Below are 21,625 nucleotides of genomic sequence, written 5' to 3'. Positions count from 1 at the left end.
CGTGGAATCCGCATGGCTCAGGTGATCGACGGCGTTCGGGCGGGAAAGAAGGCCGAGACCGTGTTGATCTCCTCTGACTCCGCGGCTCGACGCAGCTTTTCTTCGGCCTCTTCCTCATCGCTGGCCTTTTCCTCCAAAGGGCGTTGCTCGTCTTTCAGCACGGGTTGATATTGCAGGTCGATGAGAATCGGAAAGTGATCCGAACCAACATGCTCCATGCGTTTGAGTTCGCGGATCGCAAAGTGGGTGGAGTGAAAAACATGGTCGAGCGGGAATCGCATCCAAACGTGATCGGCGTGAAAGGAATTGTAGAAGCCGCGGCCTCGACGAGGATCCAGCAGTTGGCTCAGTCGCAAGAACAATCGGGTGGATGGTGACCAAGCAACGTCGTTCAAGTCGCCACCGATCACGATCGGACGATCGTCTTCCGCCAGTTCTTTTCCCCACAGAACCAACTCCGCATCACGAGCTGTCGCGTCGTTGTCGCGGATGGGTTCTGGAGGACGTGGATGAACTCCGATCACGCGGATGGCTTCGCCGCTGGGAAGCTCAATCATCGCGTCGATCGATGGGACATCGTCTTGGACTCGAAACCGAATTTCACTTTCGAGAATTGGTAAGCGAGACAGCATCGCCATCCCATACCAATTGTCCTGCGGGTAAATGATTTGATGCGGGAAGATCGGCTTCAACTTTTCGAGGGTCGATGTCCATCGCCCGTCGATCTCGGCTGCGATGACCACGTCGGCATCCGTCTGTTCAACGACCCGCGACCATTGTTCGAACTGGCCATTTTCCATTTCCACGTTGGTCACCAGCATCCGGAATCGACGTTGTTCAGCGGAGACGCCACTGGATTGGGGCGGATCCCAGGCGGTGGCTTGGGTTGGCGCAACAAAGGTGTAAGGAACGATACGAAACAGGTGCCAAGCCGCGATGGCGACGGCGAGAACGGTGATCGATTTCCAGCTGATGGCAGGAGGTTCTGCGCCGAAGGAATTCACCGCGAAGAATGCGACGGCGGCGACAATCGCAATCAACACAATTTGAACGCGAGGGTAGTCCCAACCACGAATGAACCAGTGAGGATGCGAACTCAATGGCGCAAGCGAGCCAAGTGCCAGCACAGCGAACAGCAAATAGATGACTGAGTTGAATGTGGTCAGCATCTGACGTCCCGTGGTCCGAGGAGTGCGACTCGTGGCAAAATGAAGTGTTCTGGCAATGTTGGAGGGGATCGGCCGACGGTCACGCCGAGTGCTGTGAGCGGTTCAATCAGCGATCAGTCGCTGTGCATCGTAAACGTTCTGCAACAGGAGCGGATCAATGGGTTCGTTCGATTTCGAATGCAGGACAGAAATATCACCGGTGGTTTCAAAGACAACCGCTTGGACATCGTTGAGGCTGCAGGCGTTGGACTCTCGCAGTTTTCCCATCAAATCGTTTACAGTCAAATTCGCTCGATGAAGATTTTCGTGAAGGATCGTGGAGCCTGCCATCAACAGAACCGGTTGGTTGTCGATGCACGCGCTGAACTTTCTCGAGCGACGGCGGAAGAACGCGACGGCCCACTGGAGCGTGAACAGGGACAGCAGCGCCAGCGATCCTGCAAATAAGGTGGGAGATGGCTGCGAAATGGTTGCACCCAGGATGGATCCGGTCGCGATGGTCATCGCAAAATCAGGAGCCGACATCTTTGAGAAGCTGCGTAGGCCCGTGACGCGTGTGTAAACCATCACCGCGGCGTACGCAAAGAACGCTGTCAAAAGAATCCCTGCGATCTCAGTCGAGGAAATGTCAATCCATTTTTCGAACATCGAGTTCTTTCCGAGGCGGAGGTGGCGTCCAACAGGCGGGATGACGAAGAATTGGGCGGCGATTGCAACGCAGCACTCGGGTGCCGCGGATGATACCGGAGCGCCCAATTCAATCGGGATGATTCCGACGCCTGGCGATGGGAATTAGAGCACGACAATCAAGGCGTGGATGATTCCGATGATCCAAAATCCGACCAAGGTCAGCACGATGTTCAGAAGGAACTGAGTCCCAACGCCCTTGTCCATGTAGACAGCCAAGGGCGGCAGCAGAATCGCGAGTAGAACTTTCAGGACGGTGTTTTCGTTTTTTGCAATGGTTGTCATTTTGGCGCTCCGGTGAACGGGAGGAAAAGTGAAAGGGACGTTGGTCGCGTGGGACGAATGTCAACGCGATCAGTCAATGGTTCACTCGTCGGCGGGAAGGTCGATGTCAACATCAGGAACTTCGATCGTCTTCTCTTTCATGTCGACGTCCACGTCGGGCACTTTGACTTTGCTTTCTTTGGTTGAGATGTCGACGTCGGGTGCGTCGACGTCGTATTCAGGGAGTTGCCCCGAGTCACCTTGCACGTCGACATCGACAGACGGCATTTCGCCATCGCGAGTTTGTTCCACGTCGCAACCGGTCGTTGCAAGTGCCAAGGAAGCTGACAACAACGTCATGAAGAATGTCTTGTTCATTTTGGTTCTTTCCTAAGAGGATCAGGGCAGCGGCGATGAGCCTGATCTGGAGATCGTGTTGGTGCCGCGAGATGACTAAGATGGCAAAGGGTGTGCCAACTCACCGCGGTCGTGCCTAGGAAGAGCGTCTGCTGTGGCTCGAAGCGACTCTTGTTCTGCATGAAGCGATTGTTTTCCACCCGGGCAACGCTTGAACTGACAGCGGATCGGTCAGGTTGGTGCAAAATCACGCTGTCGGCCGCAACCAGCTGTGAGCGGCATTTGGATCGCTGGCGTGGGAATGGATCCGAAATGTCGTCGGCGCTGCAAAGCGGCGCTGAGTGGCACGGCCGTTGCTTTCTCTTCAGCCTGTTGGCCCCGTCACTTCGCTGGGGCGCACTCAAACGAAGGAACTTCATCATGGCCAATGAAACTGGCATTCTCGAAGAAACAAAGAAGGCTGTTACTGATAACGAGCGTCCACTCGGTGAGGAATCACCCGGGGCACCCTTCTTGTTCGTTGCACTCAGCTACTTGGCTGTTCTCGCGGTGGTATCAGGCGTGGTTGCGATGATCATGTGGGCCTCCAGTTGAGGCTCGCGATTCCCGATGGTGTGACACTACTCAACCTTCCTGGAGACCAAGATGAAACTTTCACCTGAACTTGAGGCAGTGCTGTCTGAGCTGGCGACGCTGTGCTGCGACGCACTGGAGCCAAGCCAAACACTGAATCATGCCCGCGTCGAATCGCTCTGCCAGAATTTGTCGACCAGCGGTTGGAAGCGGTATTCTCGAAACAGCCCACCGCTGTCAGTCGTGTTGAAGGACAGGGCGAAGGAGCAGCGGCCGGAAATCACGATTCATCGTGGTGGCGAACTGGACGCGGTGGTTGGGAAGATTCAGTCCGTTTATGACGATGTCAGCCGAATGCAAGCGTCGTCGGATGAGGAGTCACCAGCAGGGACGGCGATGCCACCCCGCACATCCTTGTCCTGAACGCAGGACCGCATCGCAGGCGGCGTCAGCTTTTTGTGTCAAAAGCTTGTTTTGCCATTGCCCGGATGGGCTTTGAGCGGTCGTCACTCAACGCCGCGAGCAAGCGTCTCAATTTCCACCATCAGCTGCTCGAGCTTGGGTTCCACCGATGCGTGGGTCCGTTGGGCAGCGGCGGCGTCTTCGCTTCTGGCAGCATCAATGAATGGCTGCAGTTGATCGACTGGTGAACCAGCTTCAAAGGTGCTCAGCAGTCCCTTGAGCGCATGTCCCGTTCGAGCGGCCTCGTTCCAGTCGCCATTGTCGACGGATTCGTGAACCTGTTTCAGCATCGGAGGCCCGTCTTCGGCAGCAATGTTGGCGAGCATCACGAGCATGTCTTCGTCGCCGGCAACTCGCTGAAGAGCAGCAGCAAAACGTTCGCGTTGGGCTTCGTTCATAGGAGGGTTGAGGGGGATGTCTGATCGGGCACGAATGCCTTTCACAGGGATGGAATGGAGGTGGGTGTCAACTGAATTCGTATCCATTCAGGCGGTGCATCAACAAGCAACGCATTGAATGTTCGGCCGGACACCGGCAAAGAAGCAAAGAATGATTGACGAACTCAGGACTCAACCGCGATGTCGCTTTTCAGAACGATGTTGTACGAATTGATTCGGTCTCGAAGTTTCCCACGGGTGATTCCTAGAATTTCAGCGGCCTGGCTTTGATTGCCGTCGGTCGCTTGCAGGACCTGCAGGATGACGAAACGTTCCATGTACTCCATCGCTTCACCATACACATTCGTCGACTTCTCCTTCAACAGTCGCTTCACCAGTTGTGGAAGCTGACTGCCGGGGGCTTGGTTTTCGAGTGTTTCAGCCGACTTTGCATCGGGTTTGTTTCCGTTTGGTCTGGGACCAGCAATCGCGTCCGGCAGGGTGTCCGGTGTGATCACAGGCATCACTGTGTCGAGAACACAGCGACGGATGACGGCGCGAAGTTGGCGAACGTTTCCGGGCCACTCGTAAACTGTCAGCAAGTCAACCGCTTCGGGGGACAGGCCTTCCAGGTCAGGTTTGTTGAATTCTATCTTGGCTTGCGCCAGGAAGAATCGAATCAACGCGGGCACGTCACTCAGGCGATCCCTCAGTGGCGGCAGTTCGATGGTGACCCCGTTGAGACGATACAGCAGGTCCTCTCGATAGTCTCCGTCCACCACCATCTGTTCGAGTGGTCGGTTTGTAGCGGCAATGATGCGGACGTTGGTGGTCAGCTCTTTATTGCCACCGACGCGTTCAAAGCGTTGTTCCTGCAGCACGCGAAGAACCTTGGCTTGAACCGACGGTGCCATGTCTCCGATTTCGTCGAGAAACAGGGTTCCGCCGTTGCACTGTTCAAACTTACCGATCCGCCGCGATTCGGCGCCGGTGAAGGCTCCTTTCTCGTGGCCGAACAGTTCGCTCTCGAGCAAATTGTCTGGGAGTGCAGCGCAGTTCACCGCGAGAAAGGTTTCGTCGCTGCGATGGCTGTATTGAAACAACGCCCGAGCAACCAACTCCTTGCCCGTCCCGCTCTCGCCTCGCACGAGAATGGGAACGTCCTGCTTGGCGACCTTTCCGACTGCCTTGAAAACGTCCAGCATGACCGGTGAGCGACCGATGAACAATTCGGCGGATTGGTCGCCGCCCTCGTCATCGGCAGAGATCGCGACTGGGACACTGCTGATTTGCCGCTGTTCGATCGCCTTCTCAACCAGGTCACGAAGCGACTCGACGTTGAGCGGCTTGGCGATGTAGTCGAACGCCCCCAGTTGCATCGCTTCGATCGCGGTTTTGCTGGCCGCTTCCACCGTCATGAAGATCACGGGGATGCGTCGATCGTGCTCGCGAATTTCACAGTAAACGGCGAGGCCATTTTGGTCAGGGAGCTGAATGTCCAGGAGCACCGCATCGAAATTGCCCTCCCGGATTTGGTTCAGTCCGGTTGCGGCATCGGCGGCGACCGACACGTCCGCGATGGGAGCCAACGCTCTCTCGGCGAGCGCCAAGATGGTTCGGTCATCGTCGATGACAAGAAGGCTGGGCATGGATTTTGACCACTTTGAGCGAGGAGCGGATTGGGCCCCCGTCTCATTGTGAGGGGCTTGAAGAGCGGTGCCTGCTGCCATAGGAGATCACCCAGTGTGAGAGATTATCGTTTGAAGAATCGTTTGTCGATCAGTTTGGTTGATGGCCGAGCAATTTTCGGGCCAACATTCAAGTGGCCATGGCCGTGGGGACTGTTTCGGCGACCACCTGAGCGACCACGTTGCTCAAATTTCCGCCACGGCGTTGGCGATCCGCGCCAGTCCCCGTCGCGAGCAATTGGTTGACGAAGGCTTCCACCGGGCGGGCTTCGCCGGTGGCAAGCAGAGCTGGTTGAAGAGCTGCCATCAGACGCCCAAGCAGGTCGGCGGCGGGGATCTTTTCGCAGGACGCCGGATCGATCAACTGATCACTCATTCCATACCGGGCGGCGTGCCAAATGGAATAGGAAAGGACAGAAGGATGGATCGCCGCGATGGGGCGTTGATGCTCAGCTTCTGAGATCGCTAGCATCACGATGGCGCGGACAATCCCCACGTACCCGACCGTTTCCTCCACATGGGTCATGACGTCCGCCGCTCGAAACTCAATGGTTGGCACACGAGTTGGCAATCGGATGTCCCAGTAGAGAAAGCTTTCGTCTCGGATCGCGCCGCATGCCACCAAGTCATCAACGCACCTTGAATAGTCAGCGAGTGACTCGAACTGCGGGGGCGGCCCGGCCATCGGCCACTGAGCCCACAGTTCACGGCGGTAGCTCGCGTAGCCCGTGTCCACTCCGTTCCAGAATGGCGAGTTGGCGGTGATTGCTTGCAGGATTGGGAGCCAACGCCGGCAACGGTTCATGACTTGAATCCCGAGTTCTCGGTCTTCCATCGCGACATGCACGTGACAGCCGAAGATGAACAATTCGCGAGCGATCTGTTGGTACCGATCTGTCATCGCCAGGTATCGGTCCTTGGGTGTCAGGGCCTCATCTTCGGGCACTGCCAGCGGATTCGTGCCGGCTGCGGCAAGCTCGGTCTCGTTTGATCGGGCGGCTTCGATCAACAGGTGACGCGTTTGATGGAGAGCATTTCGAACCTCTTCCAGGCTGCTGCAAACATCGGAAGCCATCTCGATTTGATTCAGATGCAGTTCATGTTGGATTTCTGATCCGACCTCCTGGGAGCCACGATTGCGACGAATTGTCTGCATCACCTCCTTGCAGTTCGGGATCAATTCGCCGTTTTGAGGGTCGACCAGTTGGTATTCTTCTTCGACGCCGATGGTGGGGATGGTGTACGACATGAGGGATCTCCAATCAAACAGTGGACCGCCGATTGGATACCGGACGGGACAGGAACGAAGTCAGGGGAGGACGACAGTGATTCCGTGCATGACAGCGCCGGACTGAGTCACTGAAAGCGAGGCGAATTCAGATTTGGAAATTCGTTGAATGACGAATCTGAATCTGCCGTGTCTTGGATCGCAGCCAGAGCCAGGACGCTGGCGCCGATCGGTAACGCGGATTCGTCAATGTCGAACTTGGGTGTGTGAAGCGGTTCGCTGCCCAGGTCCATGCCCGCAACGCCGAGTCGGAACATGGCGGCGGGGACCTGCTGTGCCATGAACGCAAAGTCCTCGGCACCCATGCTGGGTTGCGTGATTTCACGTACGTTTGCTTCGCCCAGAATCTCCTCGCCCGCTTTTCGAAGTCGCCGAGCGACGGTGACGTCGTTGATAACAGGCGGTGTGTGTTGCCCGAAGTTCAAGTCAATTCGGCAGGAATGAATCGATGCAATCGCTCGCGAAATCTCTGCCATCATTTCTTTTGCTCGCTCGGCGCTTTCGGATGAGAGCGTGCGAAGGGTGCCGCTGAGCGAGGCGTTGGAAGGGACGACGTTGGGTGCATTTCCGGTGTGAAAGCTGCCAACGTTGATCACAACCGCATCGCGTGCGTCGATCGCGCGGGGAACACGACGGTAGATATCCGTCACCCATTGGGAAGCCGCCCCGACCAAGTCGCCGGTCAAATGAGGCCTTGCGCCGTGGCCACCGGGGCCGGTCATCTCCACCGTGAACAGATCACATCCCGCCGTGAAGGCTCCCTCGCGAATTCCGATGGTGCCGACAGGACGCGTGGGGTCCACGTGCAGTGCAATTGCCGATCTCACTCCTTGGAGGGCGCCCGACCGAATCATGTGAAGCCCGCCGCGGCTGGTTTCTTCCTCCGGTTGAAAGATCACGCGGGAGTTGACAGGAAAGCCATCTCGAGCGAGTTCCGCGAGGATCGCTGCGACGCCATAGGCGATCGCTGAGTGAGCGTCGTGCCCGCAGGCATGCATGACTTGCTCGGTGTCGCTGGCGTATTCCTGTTGGACCAGCGACTGAATCGGCAGCGCATCAATGTCGGCGCGGATGGCGGTTCGTCCGAGCTGCAGTTCTTCCCCGATGTCGACGTACAAACCACGGTTGTCGTCGGCGAGCTTGGGATGGAGTCCCAGATCGGTGACGATCTCGGCGAGGAAGTCAGTCGAGCGATACTCCTGGCCAGAGAGTTCCGGATGTCGATGGAGGTAGCGGCGCACCTCTCGCATTTTCATGGCGTGGGAACGCGACAGGGCTTGCAAGCGGTCAAGCAGACTCTGTTCGATCATCATGAGACGGATCGCATTGAGCGATAGGCCGAGGAGGATGCCCGGCGGGAAGCAATCCGGGCAGCACCGACGATGGCGCCCGACACCGCGCCCCACATCAATGCCTCTCGCCACTGAACCTCATGGGAAGCTGGGTTTTTCGGTGGATCTCGCTTCAAGGCAGCACGCCATCCCACTTGCAACGCTTGTCGAACCAGAAAGGTGCAGCCGATCGCTGCTGCGAAAGCGATGGCATTTTCAGTCTGCCCAATGCCTTGGTTGCGGCCATCGGGTTCGTCGGCAAACAGATCTGTGGTCCGTTCCTTGAGCTGTTCAAGTTGTTCGTGCATGGGAGATGTCCTTGGTGAACGAGCAACCAGATGCGGTTGCTCGGAAAGAATTTTGAAGCGTGCCATCGGTTGGAACGCGGAAGGGAATTCGCCCGAGGGGCGGGGACCACGCTTACGGCTTGAGTTTCCAGCCGACCATGACGCCCAAGCCGAATGCCCAGCAAGCAGCCACGTCGGGATGGTCCTTCGCGTAAGCCTTCGCCAGCGCGAACAAGTCTTGTGCCGGCTCCTTGACGTAGTGTTGAGCCGCGTCGCGGCTGAAGTCCATCGCGCCATGTGCAACACGATCGGCCGCATCACGTGCTTGGTCCGACATGCCGTTCATATTCGCGGTGTTCGAGGAAGAACCGGTTTGGGTCTGTGGTGTGGTTGCTTCGTTCATGACAATTACCTTTGAGGAAGTGGAGTGACAGGTTCGGGTGAGTGATAGTTGGGCGGCTCACGATGCGTTTGAAAGGACTCTCGACGCAGCTGATTTCGTGCGGAAGTGGACGGCGAAAGCATCGTGGCCTTGAGCCAACGAACGTTTTCAGCCAACTCCGACTTGGTTTCGGACATTGCATCGGTCGCGGCCTGGATTGCCTTCGCAGCGATGAACAGAAAGCTACCCACAACGGCAAAGGTCACGACGGCGAGCGTCAGCAAGGCGCCACCCGTCGACAATTCCGTCATCTCGTCGAGTAGGAATCCCAAGCCAACCAGGGACACGGTCAACGCGGATCCCGCGAGTGCGAGCGCGATGAGTGCAAAGATTGCCGCGGTGGTCAGTTTGCGTTTCGCAGCCTGAGCATCGACCGACATCAACTGCAGTTGCAGTTCGCAGAGGTCAAGCACATCCCGGAGGACTTTTTGAATGCTGGCATTGTTTGGCATGTCGATCACACGGGTCGGCGTTTAACGATCCAACCAAGAGCCACACCAAAGACGCCCGCCGCGACAAGCGAGGCGGTTGGGTACTTGGCAACGGATTGGTTGATGAACTTCAGTTTGCTGGGTGTCTTGCCATCCGCATCGAGGCCGAGTGACTCTGGAAGAGCCTCGTCGAACTCGATGCGTCTGGGTGGACGAGAATGTGCGGGAGCAATCATGTGGACGTTCGGTTGGTCAGGATGCGATTGATTTGATGAGCTGCCACGGTGCTGGCCTGCCGAATCGCGAGAGTCATCACGGTCCCGGCAATCCCAGCCATCAGCCCTTTCTTGGCCGGTTCCGGAGACGTTTGCTCAGGACGCGAGCTTTCGCGAATGATGATCCGGTCCGGTCTGCGTCGATTGGGCACGATCAAGAACCCGAGGGCCGCGACACCTGCCAAGATTGGCAGAGGGTGTCGAGACATGTGGTACTTCCAGTCCGTCAGTTGACGCACACGAACGCGAGCGTCGTCGACCTCATAAGGAAGTTCCGTTCGGATCTCAGCCATTCGCTGCTTGATCGCCGCGGACTGCTTCTTGGTTGCTAACGTGGTCGCCATGATCACTTCTTGTTTCCGAAGAACAACAGTGCGCCAGCGGCGATTCCCAATCCAAATGCGATCGCGAGTGATTCGCCTGGACGGGTTCGCACGGTGTCGGCCAACTTGGCCCCGTACTCGCCGGACTGGGAGGCCAGACGCTGGTAATTCTGGCGAGCGTAGGCGGCGGCATCCGCGGCGGCGGCTTGGGCTGCCTCACTGTACTGTTGGACGGTTTCGGAGGCCTGGTCACCGAAGTTGCGATTCAGCACGCTGTCGAGAAACTTCTCGATCTCGTTCTGAGTGGCACCCGTTTTTTGCTGCACGACGCCGACAAGTTGCTCGGCTGAGCCGCGTGCTTGTTGCAGGTCGTCTTCGGTCAATTGGCCCCAGTTCTCTTTCAGGCGGCCTTTGACTTCGTTCCAGTGACCCTGCAGTTCTTGACGATTAACCATGAGTTGAACTCCTTTTTGAATGTGTTTTGTCTTGCTTGCAATCTCGTCTGAGATGGCGTTGGATGAGAAACGCATTTCGCGGGCCAAAACCTGTTCGGATTTTTTGGTCCTCGGTTGTGACAACGTTTTGGGTATAGCGGGCGTTGGTCAAAACCCTTTGTCTGGGTTCGAGAACTCACGACTTGATTTCAACCAGTGCGCACATTCGAGTGGGGTGGCGAGGCGTTGCCGGTGCTTCCCCGAGCACCTTGGTCGGTTGTCGTCCAGTGCAACGAGGCAGGCCCTCCAATTTGCCGACCAATTGAGGCGTCAGCGTTTCGGTGAGGAAACAGGTGAGCCTGTCGAATCCAGGTGGTATGGCGATTGCGTTCGTTGTCAGGTTCAGAACGCTCCACTTTCCGCAGCGTTGGCTCACCGGGGGTGACGAGGGCAACTCGCCTGTCCTCGGCGGGTCTCAACCATATATCTGCTTCCGCGAAGGACCATTGCTATGTCACGCTATTCGATGTTCGCCGTTTTGCCTTGTCTCGTTTTCGCCTCCATCGTTCCAGCTCAGGGTGACGAACACACGCAGCCGCTGCTCAAACGTTTGGCAGGCGTTTGGGACGTGGAAGAGGGCGTGAACCAAGGGGAAGAGATTCCCGAGGATGAATTGGAGGGGACGATCATGAAGATCGAGAAGAACATGATCATCACCTACGATCGCGAGAAGCGTGAGGTGTACCGAGCCTTGTTCACCGTTGACGAAACGAAGAAGCCCGTTCAGATCGACATGACTACCGAGATGAAAGGAATGCCTCCGATGAAATCGCTTGGCATCATTCAAATGGAGGAGGGTGACGAGTTTGAACTTTGCTATGCCTTGCCGGGCGCCGATCGGCCGAAGGAGTTTCAATCGCCCAAAGGAAGCAAAGTGATGCTGTTTGAAGCCGAACGGGAAGACTGATCGTGTTGTTGTGAGGTTGCACCCGTTCCCGAGGCCGTTTTTAGACCACCCACAAAGAAAGAAAAGTCATGAGTCATCAATGCTTGGTTGCCGAGTATTCCAGCCGCGAAAAGTTGGCGATCGCCGTCGAGGCACTTCAGAAAGATGGGTATCAAGCCGCTGACTTCAGTGTCATCACTGCGGCTGACCAGCGACATGACGTTGTGTCTGGCAGCGGCAGCAGTGATCGGGCTTCGTCACCACCACCCGAAAAGACGACCGGCGCAGCGACGCTTGCGGGCGGCGCGATTGGAGCGCTGCTCGCAGCGCCAACGATGATCGGGCCGTTCTTGGTCGCAGGACCGATCGCAGGGATGGCGGCCGGAGCTGTCGGTGGTGGTCTGCTTGCGTCTGTCAAACGCTGGGGATTGGATGAGAAGTCGAGTGCCAATTACGAATCCAACCTGAACGCTGGTTCTTCGCTGATCGTAATTGAAGGGGACCAGGCCAAGTTGAACACCGCTGCCCAAACCCTGCAGACATGTGATCCCGTTTCGATGGAACGATACGAGGCTTGAACTGAAATGGGGAGGCAGCATCAAGAGCAACGTGGTTGGATCGGCGTACGTCGGTCCAGCCACGTTCTTGTGAGTCTCGTCTCAAAGTCGCGGATTCCTGTTGATCATCGTTCCGGTTGATCACTGAAACGATTCGAAAAATGCAATGGCCGCGGATTCATGCCAGCGCTGACGGTTTCGATCAAGGAATCCCGTGTGACCACCGGAATCGCACAGCATGGGGTGCAAAGCCGCGTTGTTTTCCCATTCAATGCCTTCGAAGACATCCGGGACAACAACAGGATCGTCTTTCGCATGCAACAGTAGCGTCGGCGTGCGGATCTTTTGCAGGGAATCGATCGCTGAGTTGTCTGCGTAATAATCTTCTGCTCCCTCGTACCCAAAACGGGGCGCTGTGAATTCGTCATCGAGCTCCCAGACGGAGGAGACTGATTCGAGCGTGCCTCGTTCTTTCTCAGTCAGCTTTGCCGAGCTTCGGAGGAGTTCATCGCGTTGTTTGTTCAGCAGGTATTGATCGAACACGCGGTTCGATCCCGTTTGTAGATTTCGTGAAGTGATGCTCATGTCGAGCGGGGCGGACACACTGACCGCGGCGTCGAAGTTCGACTTCGAACCCGATTCTGCCAAGTACTTCAACATCACATTGGCTCCTAGAGAGAACGCAACGCAGGCGAGACCGTTTCTGGTCCAGGCTGATCGTTCAGCTTTCAGGTGTTCGGTCAGATGGCAAATGTCCGCGGTCAAGTCCGGGTGATGAAATCGCGAGCAATTTGAGGAGGATCGTCCTGCGCCGCGGTGGTTCCAAAGCAAGACATCAAATCCGCTGGTGTTGAGCCGTTGCCCAAGCGAACGCATGTACCGGCTGAGCGCGTGGCCGCCCATCCCATGAAAAATCGTCACCAGTGGTTTGCTTCCAGAGTTCTGCGTGGCTGGAAAGTAGTAGCCACTCATCTCGTCCGGAGGCGTGTGATCGTCGGGCACTGAGATGGCGATGGCATCCGGTCGAGATTGCAAATCGAGCCGTGGATTCAACCATTTGACCGAGAGTGTTTGCAGCCAGCCTCCACGGCAAAGGGGATGTGGATCAAAGGGCTCAATGGAATCAATGCGTCTCGCGGAAGGGGTGGAATCGTCCGCGTCTGTCGGACAGGCATCAGGCATGGGTGACTTTGGAAAGGCGAGGCTGAAATTGGTGAGAGTTGTACCCTCGAATGGATTTCAGATTGTTGACGGACGTCATGGTTTCCCCGTTTTTTGCGTTGATTCGCAAGTGAGAAGGGAGGTGCCAATTGAGTAGCGAATTTCAGGCCAACGCCAATTGGAACGGTGTTTGCGTAGATCCTCTCAAACCAAACACTTCGCAAGCACTCAACGATGGGGACCAACGATGACACATTCAACCCACTCCCGACACGCCGCCGTCGCGATCGCAGTCACAGCACTGACGGTGTTATTCGCGATCACGATCACTCACGCGGACGACGGTTTGTTTGACAACGATGGTGCATCCACCGTCGCAGGCGACGTGCTGGAATCTCGAGGCGATTTAGCCGAAGGGTTGGGGCGTGGAGCCGTCCTGCGTTCGCTTTCGGCGAAGCGATTTCAAGAGGCCATCGCGAAACAACTCGAGAACAGGAAAGAGTCAGTCGAGCTGTACTATGACCTCAAGGAGTTGCGAGAGGAGCAACTTGAGGAGGATCGCTTGTCAGCGTCCGATCGAATGAAGATCGCGAACTCACAGAAGCCTGATCGTTTGAATGAGAATCAAATCAAGCGAGACACCGGCGAAATTTTCTGGCCCGAACCGCTGGACAGTCCCGTGTTGGAACCGTACCGCCGTCCAATCGAAAAGACCTTGGCAAAACGATATCAGCCGGAGACTGAATACCGAGAGTTCGATTTCATCAAGGTTCACCGGATGGTCAAACGCATGGAAGAAGCGGTTGATTCGATCAAAGACGAGCTGGATATCCGTGAAGTGGTCGCACTGAAAGACTATCTGGTTCAGATCGACTACGAAGCCCGCTTCGATAGCAAGAACAACCGCGTCGACTTTTAGGTCGGCTGCCAGGATTTCCTCTGCAGGCACCATGATGCCCAGGCTCGAATCCGAGCCCTGGGGCGTCCGATCCTTCTGTGCCCTTCTTGCTGGTACGCTTCTTCCAGGCCCCCGTGCCAATTTTGTTTCTTCCCTGCACTCGGTGTGGCTTTATGATTCGGTTGATGAATGTTTCGTGCAGGGCGCTGCTTATGTTGGTGCTCGGTTTGGCCGTGTGTGGAGAGCATGCCCATTCACAAGACGAAACTCCAACCGCCGACGATGTGGCCGCGGAAGTGACTGGCAGTGAAACGGAATCGACGAAGAAGGCAGTGCAGGTCGCCGATGAAGTGCAGGTCGATCCCGTCAACAGTGATCAGCGAATCGAGTCACGGTTGCAGGAGATCATGGAGGCGACCGGTTGGTTCGACAAACCGGAGGTGAAGGTCGATCGTGGTGTCGCGTTTCTCAGCGGCACATCGGACACAAAGAGTCATCGAGAATGGGCCGAGTCGACGGCAATCAAAACGTCTGACGTGGTTGCGGTTGTCAATCGGCTCAAAGTCGCTGAGTTGCCTCTTTGGAACTTTGCTCCCGCGATAGCATCCCTCAAGCAACTTGGCCGCGAGGCGACCGGAGTGTTGCCGCTCGTGCTGGTTGCGATCGCAGTTTCAATCGTGTCCTATTTCCTGGCCCGAGTTGGAGCTGGATTGACACGTTGGTTCACTCGTTCGCGGATTGAAAGTTCGCTGTTGCGTCAAGTTGCCGGGAACGTGGTTGCGGTGCTGATCTTCATCATCGGCACCTACGTCGCTCTTCGGGTTTCGGGGCTGACCCGATTGGCGGTCACGGTTTTGGGCGGCACCGGTTTGGTTGGATTGGCTTTGGGATTTGCTTTTCGAGACATCGCCGAAAACTACTTGGCCAGCATCCTGCTCTCGCTCAATCATCCATTCCGGGTCGGTGATCTGATCGAAGTGGAAGGGGCCAAGGGCTTTGTTCGCAAGGTCACGACTCGCGGGACGGTTTTAAACACCCTGGAAGGCAACCAGATTCAGATGCCCAACAGCACGGTCTTCAAAGGGAAGATCATCAATTACACCGCGACCCCGCTGAGCCGCCAGGATTTCACCGTGGGGATAGGATTTGAAGATTCAATCGTGGAAGCTCAGGAGATCGTGATGTCGGTCTTGAAGGATCACGTTGGCGTGGTGGATGATCCGGCGGCCATTGCGATTGTTGAATCTCTGGGGTCAGCGACTGTCAATTTGCGTGTCTACTACTGGTTCGACCAAACGACGCATTCGCCTCTGAAGGTCAGCAGCAGTGTCATCCGACTGGTGAAACAGAAACTCACGGAAGCAGGAATCAGCATGCCCGATGAAGCTCGCGAATTGGTTTTCCCTCGAGGTGTGCCCGTGCAGATGGTGGATCAGTTGCCTACCAAGCCACCTGCACAGCCGCAGAGGGCTCCGTCAGTCACCGAACCCACCACGTCGGTTGGCGAAGGAGACTTGGGCCCCGAGCAAGGCGAAGTGCTGCGAGCGACAGAGGACGACGAAACCGTCGAGGGTGAGGCGAACTTGATCGCATGAAGGCTACCTTGCAACAGCTCATTTACCGAATCAAAGGAAGCTATTGGTTCATTCCCTCGTTGATGGTCTTTTCAGCGATCGTGCTTTCCCAGTTGACGATCTGGCTGGACCGTACCCTCGGGTACACCTGGTTGCAGGACTATTGGTTCACGTCGATGAATCAACCCGACGGGGCTCGGGCGTTGTTGGCGACGGTCGCAGGATCGATGATCACGGTCGCCGGCGTCACGTTTTCGTTGACGATTCTCGCTGTGTCGCATGCAACATCGCACTTTGGTCCGCGATTGCTGGACAACTTCATGCGAGATCGCGGCAACCAAATCACGTTGGGAACATTCGTCGCGACGTTTTTGTATTGCTTGTTGGTGTTGCGGGTCGTGCGCGGCGGGTCGGTTCCTGAGAGTTGGGACTTGACGGTGGAGGCCTTTGTTCCACAGCTTTCGTTGTTTCTCAGTTTAGTGCTGACCATCGCCAGTGTCGGTGAGCTGATCTACTTCATTCACCATGTGCCTGACAGCATTCACATTTCGACCGTGCTGCGTCGGCTATCGATCGACATGTCGAACAAATTTGACGAGTTGTATCCTGAGACGATGGGGCAAGCCTTGGAGGAAGAGCAGGATGTCCCGAGTCTTTCCAATGATTTTCTGCATGTGGTGACGTCGGAGGGGGCGGGGTACCTGCAAGGGATCGACGACGAGCAACTGATTCGGTTTGCGAAGGAACAGCAAGCGGTGGTGCGATTGGTCAAGCGTCCGGGAGATTTTGTCTGCCGCAGTGAAGTCATTGCCGAGGTCACACGAATCACGGGCTGGAGCGACGACGACGCACGTCAGATTCGACGCGGCTTCGCGATTGGCTATTCACGCACGCCGACTCAGGATGTGTTCTTTATCCTCAACGAATTTGTGGAAGTCGCGACCCGGGCGCTGTCGCCGGGCGTGAATGATCCCTTCACTGCCATGCAGTGCATCGACTGGTTGTCGGATGGATTGATTCAGCTGTCACAGCGAAAGCTGCCGACACGCTACCGCATGGATGAGAACGAGGAACTGCGAATCATCACAACGGAGGTCACGCGGGCGGATTTCGTTCAGTCAATGATTTGGCAGTTGGTTCCCTATGTTCGTGGTGATCGAAATGTGTCGCAGTATTTCATTGCGTCCCTGGAACGCGTGATTCAGATCTCAGACTGCAAGACGCTCAACCAGTTGATCGAAGAACCCATCCGTACTCTCGAACAGGCCTGGCACGATGAAAACTGATTCACAATTCAGTCGCGGGCGTCGGTGGTCGGTCTGGACAGCGTTCTGTGTCTGCCTCTTCGTGAGCCTGAATCACGCGGAGGGGCAAGACGCAAACGAGACGGAACCCACGGTGGAAACCAATGCTCCCGCGGAAACGGTCGCCGTGCAGAACATTGTCGACGACGATGCGATTCGTGATCGACTGACGGAGATTTTTGACTCCGCCAAAAACGCTGGCTGGCTGACCGATGTGGAGGTCCAGTTGCAAAGCGGCATTGTCACGATCCGAGGGAAGGCTGACACGGACGAACACCGGCAGTGGGCCGAGAACGTGGCTCGGAAAACGGAAGACGTGGTCGCGGTGATCAACGAGTTGGCGATTGACAGTGCGGTGAATTTGGAATCAACCCGCGATGTCGTCAGCAAATCCCTGGATTCGCTGTGGACCGATTTTCTGGTTCGGTCTCCTTTGTTGGTCGCGGCGTTGGTGGTGGTTCTCATCACGTCATTGCTTTCGAAGCTCGCGAGCTGGGTCATTCATCGATTGCTGGACAAACGCGGGATGCGAACCAGTCTCAAGGACTTGATCAATCAATTGACGTTGATTGCAATCTGGATTGTGGGGTTGCTGATCGCAACCGTTGTTGCTTTTCCCGGGATGACACCCTCCAAGGCCTTGACCGTGCTGGGGCTGGGGTCAGTCGCGATCGGTTTTGCATTCAAGGATATCTTCGAAAACTTCTTCGCCGGGATTTTGATTTTGTGGGGCTACCCGTTTGACCGAGGTGACTTCATCACCTGTGGTGACGTGACAGGAGAGGTCAAGCAAATCACGATTCGCAACACTTTGATCCGCAAGCTGGATGGTGAGTTGGCCGTCGTTCCCAATGCGACGCTGTTCAAGAACAATGTGGACGTTCTAACCAGTCAGCCACAGCGTCGAGTGAGAATCATCTGTGGGGTCGCCTACGACGAAGACGTCGATCAATCTCGCGATGTGATCAAGCAAGCGGTTCAGTCTTGCGAGAGTGTCCAAGGCAAGCGGACTGTCGAGGTCTTTGCAAAAGAATTCGCGGACTCCAGCATCAACTTTGAGGTTGCCTGGTGGGCCGGATCCAAGCCCTTGGATATCCGTCGCAGTCGCGACGAGGTGGTTGCGGCGATCAAGCGAGAACTGGATGGAGCCGGGATTGAAATTCCATTCCCGTATCGGACACTGACCTTTAAGAACCCAGGACAGCTTGGTTTTCAGTCGCCTGAACCATCCATTCAAACTGGCGAGTCGGACAAGTTTCACTCCTCTCAAACAGACGAAAGCGATTCCTGATGGATGACACTGGTTTTGCACGACGCGTTCTGATTGCCAGCGGCATCACGCTGCTCGTCGTGGCGGTTGCGGCATTGTTCTACGTTGCTCGGAATTTGGTGCCGTTGATCTTCGGGGCGATTTTGATTGCGGTGGTGCTGAACCAATTGGCCACGGTTCTGGGACGCGTGGTACCAGCATCGCTGTCTCATAAAGCACGGGTCGGATGGGTGATCTCAGCGGTTGCATTGCTGTCCTGTGTCATGTTGTATTCGTTCGCCAATTCGGCGGTGGACAAAGCCACTCAGTTCAAGGACCGAATCGAAAGTTCAGTTCAAGAATCCTTTGAGTCGTTCAAGACGCAACCGTTGGTGGAAGATCATTTGAAGGACGATGCGAAGCTCAGTTCGATGATGCCTTCGTCAGGCAAGTCGATTGGATTGGCCAAGAATTTCTTCACGTCCGCGTTCGGTGGAATGGCGGACTTCCTGATTCTGTTGATCCTGTCCATCTACTTCGCAATCAGTCCCGACAAGTACCGCGTTGGTGCGATTCGGCTGCTGCCAACGGGGTGGCGTGACAAGACTTCTGATTTGCTCTCCGATTCTTCGACAACGTTGTGGCGGTGGATGATCGGTCGTTTGATTGCGATGGCGCTGGTGGGAATCGTGTTCGGAATCGGATTGGCTGTGATCGGCGTTCCGATGCCCTTGGAATTGGGGGTGTTCGCTGGTTTGGTGACGTTCATCCCGAACATTGGCGGGATCGCGGCAGTGGTGCCTGCGTTGTTGTTGGCATCCCAGGAGGGAACAACGGCCTTGATAAGCGTGCTGGTTCTCTATCTGGTGATCCAGACGATTGAAAGCTACCTGATCACGCCGATGGTTCAAGAACACCAAGTCGAACTTCCGCCAGCAATGGTGATCTTGGCGCAGATCGTCGGCGGGTTGGTCTTTGGATTCTGGGGAATCGTGTTTGCCACGCCAATGTTCGCGGTCAGCATGCTGTGGATCAAACAGGTCTACGTCGAGGACTGGTTGGAAAGTTGATGGCGCCAGTGTCAAGCTCGGAGATGGCTGGCTCACAAGCATGCGGAATCACCGTCTGAAAGGAAGGTTCATGGATCTCGCCATGGGGGTGATAGCATCAACACGGCGAGGCAGACGAATGAGATGTTATTCTGCTCTAGTGGTCTGTCACAGCTAAAAGTGAGGGTTGATCGTAGTGGACGAGGCCACGAGTCCTTGGATTTGACGCCAGTTCAGGACTCGTGGCCTCGTCCACCACCCTAAAAACAAGTCCTGACAAACCACTAAGCAGGTCGGCAGGAGTCTTTCGGCATTTGGACTGTTTCGGTAAGCGTCGTTGCTCCCAGGTACAACCGGGGCTAACGCCCAAACGGCTCACATGATTGTGCCCGATCAATCCTGCCGACCTGCTTAGCCAAGAAGTGACAGGACATTCCGTGGGTTTTGGTTGGCGAGCGACAGCACGTTGGTTCCTGATTGAACCAAGATTTGTGCTCGGGTCAGATTGGCAGATTCTTGAGCGAAGTCGGCATCGCGGATGGAGGAGTCTGCTTCTTGCAAATTGGCTTTGGTCTCATTGAGCGACACCAGGTTGCTCTCGAGTGTGGTGCTTTGGAACGATCCTAGGCGGCCTCGCATGCCAACGACTTTGCTGATGACCTCGTCAATGATTGCGGCGGCACCCTGCACGTCGTTTGTCAGCGACTTGGCTTGTCCACTGCCCAACTCGTAGAGACGTCCTGACGCGCCGCCCAGTTTTCCGGTGGAGACGCTGCCGATTCCAAGTGACGCTCGTTGGGTGCTGGTGGCATTGGGGCCGAGTTGGAAGGTGGCGCCACCGCCTGTGATGCTGAATTGGAAATTGCTGCTGCTGCCTTCCTCGACGGTCACTGACAAATCCAAGCCGGATGTGTTGATGGAAAGATTGTTCCCACTTCCACCGGCTTTCACACCGTTGACGGTTGCTTCGACGTCACTTCCGAGACCTCGGGATTGGCTCAGGTTGCTTTCGAATGTGCCGTCGTCACCTTCTCGGATCACTTCGATTTCGACGGATTCGCCACTGCCGTAGTCTTGACTGGTGAAACGAAGACCGTCGTCGATGCTCGCAACCACCCCGGTTGAATCACTGACCAAGTTCACAGCGGCAGCAATCTGTTGAGCGGTGGCACCCTCGGAAAATTGAAAGGTTTCTCCGCCGGCACTCCCTTTGAGTTCGAAGATCAAGTCACCCTTCAGCTTGGGTTGGAAGTTCGTGAGGTTGGTGCTGAGGTCAGCGGCGGTCAAGTTCAAGCGTTGCGATGATCCGGTGGCTTCTTCCCCATCGCTGTCGATGACTGTGGCGGTTAGGTCAGCACCTCCGGAGAGCGAGGGGAGGTCGTTGACCAGTTGCGCGATGTCGACAAACCCCTTCCCGGTTTCGTCCGTTCCCAATGCGATGTTGACAGTGTTGGTCTGTTCATCGAAAGAGGCGGTTGTCGCGGCTTGATCCGCATCGGTGTAGGCGATCGCGATATTTCCACCATCACTACGGCGAACTTCCAGGCCGGCGTGCACTGGGGTCACACCGCCAGTTTGCTGGGTGTGCTCTGAATAGCCTCCCTCGTAATGGGCTTCGATGCCGGGAAGAGCGTTGATTCTTGACGCGCTCAAACCAATGGCATGAGGCTGATCGTAGGAGTCGTAACGCAAAGTCAGAACACCGCCGGCGATTGATGCGGCAGGAATGTTGTTGAAGTTGCCGTCGTCGACAAATTGGACGGAATCGAAGTCGCCAGTGATGCGGATGCCGCTGTCATTGAGCACCGCATGATAATACGTGTTGGTTTCCAGCTTGCTGGTGGCGACCGCTTCTCCATCGAGCGGCGGATCAAAGGTTCCAGCGGCCACGGAAATCTCCGCCTTGGCCGCCGCGGAACTGACATTGACTTCCACGTCGATTTTGCCGCTGGTGCCCAGATTCGCTTGGTCGATCGAAAAGTCGGTCACACCGGGGACCGTGTCCAATGTACTGATGAATTCTTGCGATCCATCGAGCAGTTTTTTGCCTTGGAACGTCGTTGTTTGAGAGATTCGGTTGATCGCCTCGAGTGACGAATCAATTTGCAATTGATTCGCGGCAATTTCCTCGTTCGACAATGCACCCGTGTTGGCTGCCTCAACCACCAATCCTCGGACGTCATTGAGCAAATTGCTGACTTGGCCGAGCGCGCTGTCGGCGGTGCTGATGATCTGGCTGGCTCGGGTGGTGTTGCTGATCGCCTTGGTCAGGCCAGTGATCTCGCTTCGCAGAGCTTGGCCTGCCAAGAGGCCGGCGGGATTGTCGGAGGCGCTATTGATTCGCAAGCCGGTGGACAACCGAGTTAGCGATTGCTGAAGATCATGGTTGCTGGACGCCAGACGGTTCTGGGCGACCAACGACGAAACGTTCGTGTTGATTCGGGTCATGGCGACGGGGGCAACGTGAGCCAGGATGTGTAGCGAAAGTGACGGCAGGGG

25 protein-coding genes are annotated in these 21,625 nt (G+C 56.1%); 9 read left to right on the top strand and 16 right to left on the bottom strand.

Annotation, left to right across the window (positions count from 1 at the left end; all coding sequences use genetic code 11):
- Positions 1-17: 17 nt before the first annotated feature.
- From UH5x_RS05210 to UH5x_RS05195, 4 genes are all read right to left on the bottom strand, one after another.
- Positions 18-1,169, bottom strand: a complete 1,152-nt coding sequence (locus tag UH5x_RS05210) for an endonuclease/exonuclease/phosphatase family protein (RefSeq protein ID WP_047813679.1) — start codon at positions 1,167-1,169, stop codon at positions 18-20.
- Between the two features lie 102 nt (positions 1,170-1,271).
- Positions 1,272-1,817 (bottom strand): DUF421 domain-containing protein, encoded by a 546-nt coding sequence (locus tag UH5x_RS05205; RefSeq protein WP_047813678.1) that lies wholly within the window; start codon positions 1,815-1,817, stop codon positions 1,272-1,274.
- 144 nt (positions 1,818-1,961) lie between these two features.
- Positions 1,962-2,141 (bottom strand): YqaE/Pmp3 family membrane protein, encoded by a 180-nt coding sequence (locus UH5x_RS05200; RefSeq protein WP_047813677.1) that lies wholly within the window; start codon positions 2,139-2,141, stop codon positions 1,962-1,964.
- An 81-nt stretch (positions 2,142-2,222) separates the two neighbouring features.
- On the bottom strand, positions 2,223-2,498 hold the full coding sequence (locus UH5x_RS05195) for a hypothetical protein (protein ID WP_047813676.1): 276 nt from the start codon (positions 2,496-2,498) through the stop codon (positions 2,223-2,225).
- Positions 2,499-2,897: 399 nt separating this feature from the next.
- Here UH5x_RS05195 and UH5x_RS05190 point away from each other — a divergent pair, with 399 nt between their 5' ends.
- Positions 2,898-3,071 (top strand): hypothetical protein, encoded by a 174-nt coding sequence (locus UH5x_RS05190; protein ID WP_173442635.1) that lies wholly within the window; start codon positions 2,898-2,900, stop codon positions 3,069-3,071.
- Positions 3,072-3,122: 51 nt separating this feature from the next.
- A complete protein-coding gene (locus UH5x_RS05185) occupies positions 3,123-3,473 on the top strand; it encodes a hypothetical protein (RefSeq protein WP_482634957.1) in 351 nt (116 codons plus the stop codon).
- Between the two features lie 83 nt (positions 3,474-3,556).
- Here the strand turns inward: UH5x_RS05185 and UH5x_RS05180 are convergent, their stop codons facing one another.
- From UH5x_RS05180 to UH5x_RS05135, 10 genes are all read right to left on the bottom strand, one after another.
- Positions 3,557-3,910 carry an Hpt domain-containing protein gene (locus UH5x_RS05180; RefSeq protein ID WP_047813674.1) on the bottom strand — a complete coding sequence of 118 codons (354 nt, stop codon included), beginning with the start codon at positions 3,908-3,910 and terminating at the stop codon, positions 3,557-3,559.
- A 164-nt stretch (positions 3,911-4,074) separates the two neighbouring features.
- Entirely contained in the window at positions 4,075-5,538 is a 1,464-nt protein-coding gene (locus UH5x_RS05175) for a sigma-54-dependent transcriptional regulator (protein WP_047813827.1), read from the bottom strand.
- Positions 5,539-5,707: 169 nt separating this feature from the next.
- Positions 5,708-6,826 carry a glutamate--cysteine ligase 2 gene (locus tag UH5x_RS05170; protein ID WP_482634956.1) on the bottom strand — a complete coding sequence of 373 codons (1,119 nt, stop codon included), beginning with the start codon at positions 6,824-6,826 and terminating at the stop codon, positions 5,708-5,710.
- A 107-nt stretch (positions 6,827-6,933) separates the two neighbouring features.
- Positions 6,934-8,178 (bottom strand): M20 family metallopeptidase, encoded by a 1,245-nt coding sequence (locus UH5x_RS05165; RefSeq protein ID WP_482634955.1) that lies wholly within the window; start codon positions 8,176-8,178, stop codon positions 6,934-6,936.
- Positions 8,175-8,504: a DUF4235 domain-containing protein gene (locus UH5x_RS05160; protein ID WP_047813825.1), complete on the bottom strand. Its 330-nt coding sequence runs from the start codon at positions 8,502-8,504 to the stop codon at positions 8,175-8,177. Before UH5x_RS05160 ends, UH5x_RS05165 begins: the two co-directional genes overlap by 4 nt.
- A 112-nt stretch (positions 8,505-8,616) precedes the next feature.
- The gene (locus UH5x_RS05155) at positions 8,617-8,886 is read right to left on the bottom strand and encodes a hypothetical protein (protein ID WP_047813672.1); all 270 of its coding nucleotides are present in this window, start codon (positions 8,884-8,886) and stop codon (positions 8,617-8,619) included.
- Positions 8,887-8,891: 5 nt separating this feature from the next.
- A complete protein-coding gene (locus UH5x_RS05150; RefSeq protein WP_482634954.1) occupies positions 8,892-9,377 on the bottom strand; it encodes a phage holin family protein in 486 nt (161 codons plus the stop codon).
- Between the two features lie 5 nt (positions 9,378-9,382).
- Complete coding sequence (locus UH5x_RS05145) at positions 9,383-9,592, bottom strand: hypothetical protein (RefSeq protein WP_482634953.1); 210 nt, start codon at positions 9,590-9,592, stop codon at positions 9,383-9,385.
- Positions 9,589-9,975: a hypothetical protein gene (locus tag UH5x_RS05140; protein ID WP_047813670.1), complete on the bottom strand. Its 387-nt coding sequence runs from the start codon at positions 9,973-9,975 to the stop codon at positions 9,589-9,591. The genes UH5x_RS05145 and UH5x_RS05140 overlap by 4 nt, the downstream gene beginning before the upstream one ends.
- A 2-nt stretch (positions 9,976-9,977) precedes the next feature.
- Entirely contained in the window at positions 9,978-10,409 is a 432-nt protein-coding gene (locus tag UH5x_RS05135) for a CsbD family protein (protein ID WP_047813823.1), read from the bottom strand.
- A 490-nt stretch (positions 10,410-10,899) separates the two neighbouring features.
- Here UH5x_RS05135 and UH5x_RS05130 point away from each other — a divergent pair, with 490 nt between their 5' ends.
- Together UH5x_RS05130 and UH5x_RS05125 are read left to right on the top strand one after the other, a co-directional pair.
- Positions 10,900-11,355 carry a TIGR03067 domain-containing protein gene (locus tag UH5x_RS05130; protein ID WP_047813669.1) on the top strand — a complete coding sequence of 152 codons (456 nt, stop codon included), beginning with the start codon at positions 10,900-10,902 and terminating at the stop codon, positions 11,353-11,355.
- A gap of 68 nt (positions 11,356-11,423) precedes the next feature.
- Positions 11,424-11,912 carry a hypothetical protein gene (locus UH5x_RS05125; RefSeq protein ID WP_047813668.1) on the top strand — a complete coding sequence of 163 codons (489 nt, stop codon included), beginning with the start codon at positions 11,424-11,426 and terminating at the stop codon, positions 11,910-11,912.
- A 120-nt stretch (positions 11,913-12,032) separates the two neighbouring features.
- Here the strand turns inward: UH5x_RS05125 and UH5x_RS05120 are convergent, their stop codons facing one another.
- Entirely contained in the window at positions 12,033-13,073 is a 1,041-nt protein-coding gene (locus UH5x_RS05120; protein WP_482634952.1) for a YheT family hydrolase, read from the bottom strand.
- Between the two features lie 226 nt (positions 13,074-13,299).
- Here UH5x_RS05120 and UH5x_RS05115 point away from each other — a divergent pair, with 226 nt between their 5' ends.
- From UH5x_RS05115 to UH5x_RS05095, 5 genes are all read left to right on the top strand, one after another.
- The gene (locus UH5x_RS05115; protein ID WP_482634951.1) at positions 13,300-13,971 is read left to right on the top strand and encodes a hypothetical protein; all 672 of its coding nucleotides are present in this window, start codon (positions 13,300-13,302) and stop codon (positions 13,969-13,971) included.
- A gap of 164 nt (positions 13,972-14,135) precedes the next feature.
- A complete protein-coding gene (locus UH5x_RS05110; protein ID WP_482634950.1) occupies positions 14,136-15,545 on the top strand; it encodes a mechanosensitive ion channel domain-containing protein in 1,410 nt (469 codons plus the stop codon).
- A gap of 8 nt (positions 15,546-15,553) precedes the next feature.
- Positions 15,554-16,810, top strand: a complete 1,257-nt coding sequence (locus tag UH5x_RS05105) for a DUF2254 domain-containing protein (RefSeq protein ID WP_482634949.1) — start codon at positions 15,554-15,556, stop codon at positions 16,808-16,810.
- Positions 16,800-18,119 carry a mechanosensitive ion channel domain-containing protein gene (locus tag UH5x_RS05100; RefSeq protein WP_482634948.1) on the top strand — a complete coding sequence of 440 codons (1,320 nt, stop codon included), beginning with the start codon at positions 16,800-16,802 and terminating at the stop codon, positions 18,117-18,119. The genes UH5x_RS05105 and UH5x_RS05100 overlap by 11 nt, the downstream gene beginning before the upstream one ends.
- A complete protein-coding gene (locus UH5x_RS05095) occupies positions 18,119-19,147 on the top strand; it encodes an AI-2E family transporter (protein ID WP_482634947.1) in 1,029 nt (342 codons plus the stop codon). The genes UH5x_RS05100 and UH5x_RS05095 overlap by 1 nt, the downstream gene beginning before the upstream one ends.
- Positions 19,148-19,537: 390 nt before the next feature.
- On the opposite strand, the gene UH5x_RS05090 is transcribed toward UH5x_RS05095, so the two are convergent.
- Positions 19,538-21,574: a flagellin gene (locus UH5x_RS05090; RefSeq protein WP_482634946.1), complete on the bottom strand. Its 2,037-nt coding sequence runs from the start codon at positions 21,572-21,574 to the stop codon at positions 19,538-19,540.
- Positions 21,575-21,625 lie beyond the last annotated feature (51 nt).

It is taken from the genome of Rhodopirellula sp. UH5 (genome assembly GCF_056839225.1).
Note: the sequence above shows the minus strand (reverse complement) of the source record. Positions and strands in the feature narration are given on the sequence as shown.

Bases quoted from the DNA above. Each gene is read 5' to 3' on its own strand.
- UH5x_RS05210 (WP_047813679.1), bottom strand. From the start codon at position 1,169: ATGCTGACCACATTCAACTCAGTCATCTATTTGCTGTTCGCTGTGCTG.
- UH5x_RS05205 (WP_047813678.1), bottom strand. From the start codon at position 1,817: ATGTTCGAAAAATGGATTGACATTTCCTCGACTGAGATCGCAGGGATT.
- UH5x_RS05200 (WP_047813677.1), bottom strand. From the start codon at position 2,141: ATGACAACCATTGCAAAAAACGAAAACACCGTCCTGAAAGTTCTACTC.
- UH5x_RS05195 (WP_047813676.1), bottom strand. From the start codon at position 2,498: ATGAACAAGACATTCTTCATGACGTTGTTGTCAGCTTCCTTGGCACTT.
- UH5x_RS05190 (WP_173442635.1), top strand. From the start codon at position 2,898: ATGGCCAATGAAACTGGCATTCTCGAAGAAACAAAGAAGGCTGTTACT.
- UH5x_RS05185 (WP_482634957.1), top strand. From the start codon at position 3,123: ATGAAACTTTCACCTGAACTTGAGGCAGTGCTGTCTGAGCTGGCGACG.
- UH5x_RS05180 (WP_047813674.1), bottom strand. From the start codon at position 3,910: ATGAACGAAGCCCAACGCGAACGTTTTGCTGCTGCTCTTCAGCGAGTT.
- UH5x_RS05175 (WP_047813827.1), bottom strand. From the start codon at position 5,538: ATGCCCAGCCTTCTTGTCATCGACGATGACCGAACCATCTTGGCGCTC.
- UH5x_RS05170 (WP_482634956.1), bottom strand. From the start codon at position 6,826: ATGTCGTACACCATCCCCACCATCGGCGTCGAAGAAGAATACCAACTG.
- UH5x_RS05165 (WP_482634955.1), bottom strand. From the start codon at position 8,178: ATGATGATCGAACAGAGTCTGCTTGACCGCTTGCAAGCCCTGTCGCGT.
- UH5x_RS05160 (WP_047813825.1), bottom strand. From the start codon at position 8,504: ATGCACGAACAACTTGAACAGCTCAAGGAACGGACCACAGATCTGTTT.
- UH5x_RS05155 (WP_047813672.1), bottom strand. From the start codon at position 8,886: ATGAACGAAGCAACCACACCACAGACCCAAACCGGTTCTTCCTCGAAC.
- UH5x_RS05150 (WP_482634954.1), bottom strand. From the start codon at position 9,377: ATGCCAAACAATGCCAGCATTCAAAAAGTCCTCCGGGATGTGCTTGAC.
- UH5x_RS05145 (WP_482634953.1), bottom strand. From the start codon at position 9,592: ATGATTGCTCCCGCACATTCTCGTCCACCCAGACGCATCGAGTTCGAC.
- UH5x_RS05140 (WP_047813670.1), bottom strand. From the start codon at position 9,975: ATGGCGACCACGTTAGCAACCAAGAAGCAGTCCGCGGCGATCAAGCAG.
- UH5x_RS05135 (WP_047813823.1), bottom strand. From the start codon at position 10,409: ATGGTTAATCGTCAAGAACTGCAGGGTCACTGGAACGAAGTCAAAGGC.
- UH5x_RS05130 (WP_047813669.1), top strand. From the start codon at position 10,900: ATGTCACGCTATTCGATGTTCGCCGTTTTGCCTTGTCTCGTTTTCGCC.
- UH5x_RS05125 (WP_047813668.1), top strand. From the start codon at position 11,424: ATGAGTCATCAATGCTTGGTTGCCGAGTATTCCAGCCGCGAAAAGTTG.
- UH5x_RS05120 (WP_482634952.1), bottom strand. From the start codon at position 13,073: ATGCCTGATGCCTGTCCGACAGACGCGGACGATTCCACCCCTTCCGCG.
- UH5x_RS05115 (WP_482634951.1), top strand. From the start codon at position 13,300: ATGACACATTCAACCCACTCCCGACACGCCGCCGTCGCGATCGCAGTC.
- UH5x_RS05110 (WP_482634950.1), top strand. From the start codon at position 14,136: ATGAATGTTTCGTGCAGGGCGCTGCTTATGTTGGTGCTCGGTTTGGCC.
- UH5x_RS05100 (WP_482634948.1), top strand. From the start codon at position 16,800: ATGAAAACTGATTCACAATTCAGTCGCGGGCGTCGGTGGTCGGTCTGG.
- UH5x_RS05095 (WP_482634947.1), top strand. From the start codon at position 18,119: ATGGATGACACTGGTTTTGCACGACGCGTTCTGATTGCCAGCGGCATC.
- UH5x_RS05090 (WP_482634946.1), bottom strand. From the start codon at position 21,574: ATGACCCGAATCAACACGAACGTTTCGTCGTTGGTCGCCCAGAACCGT.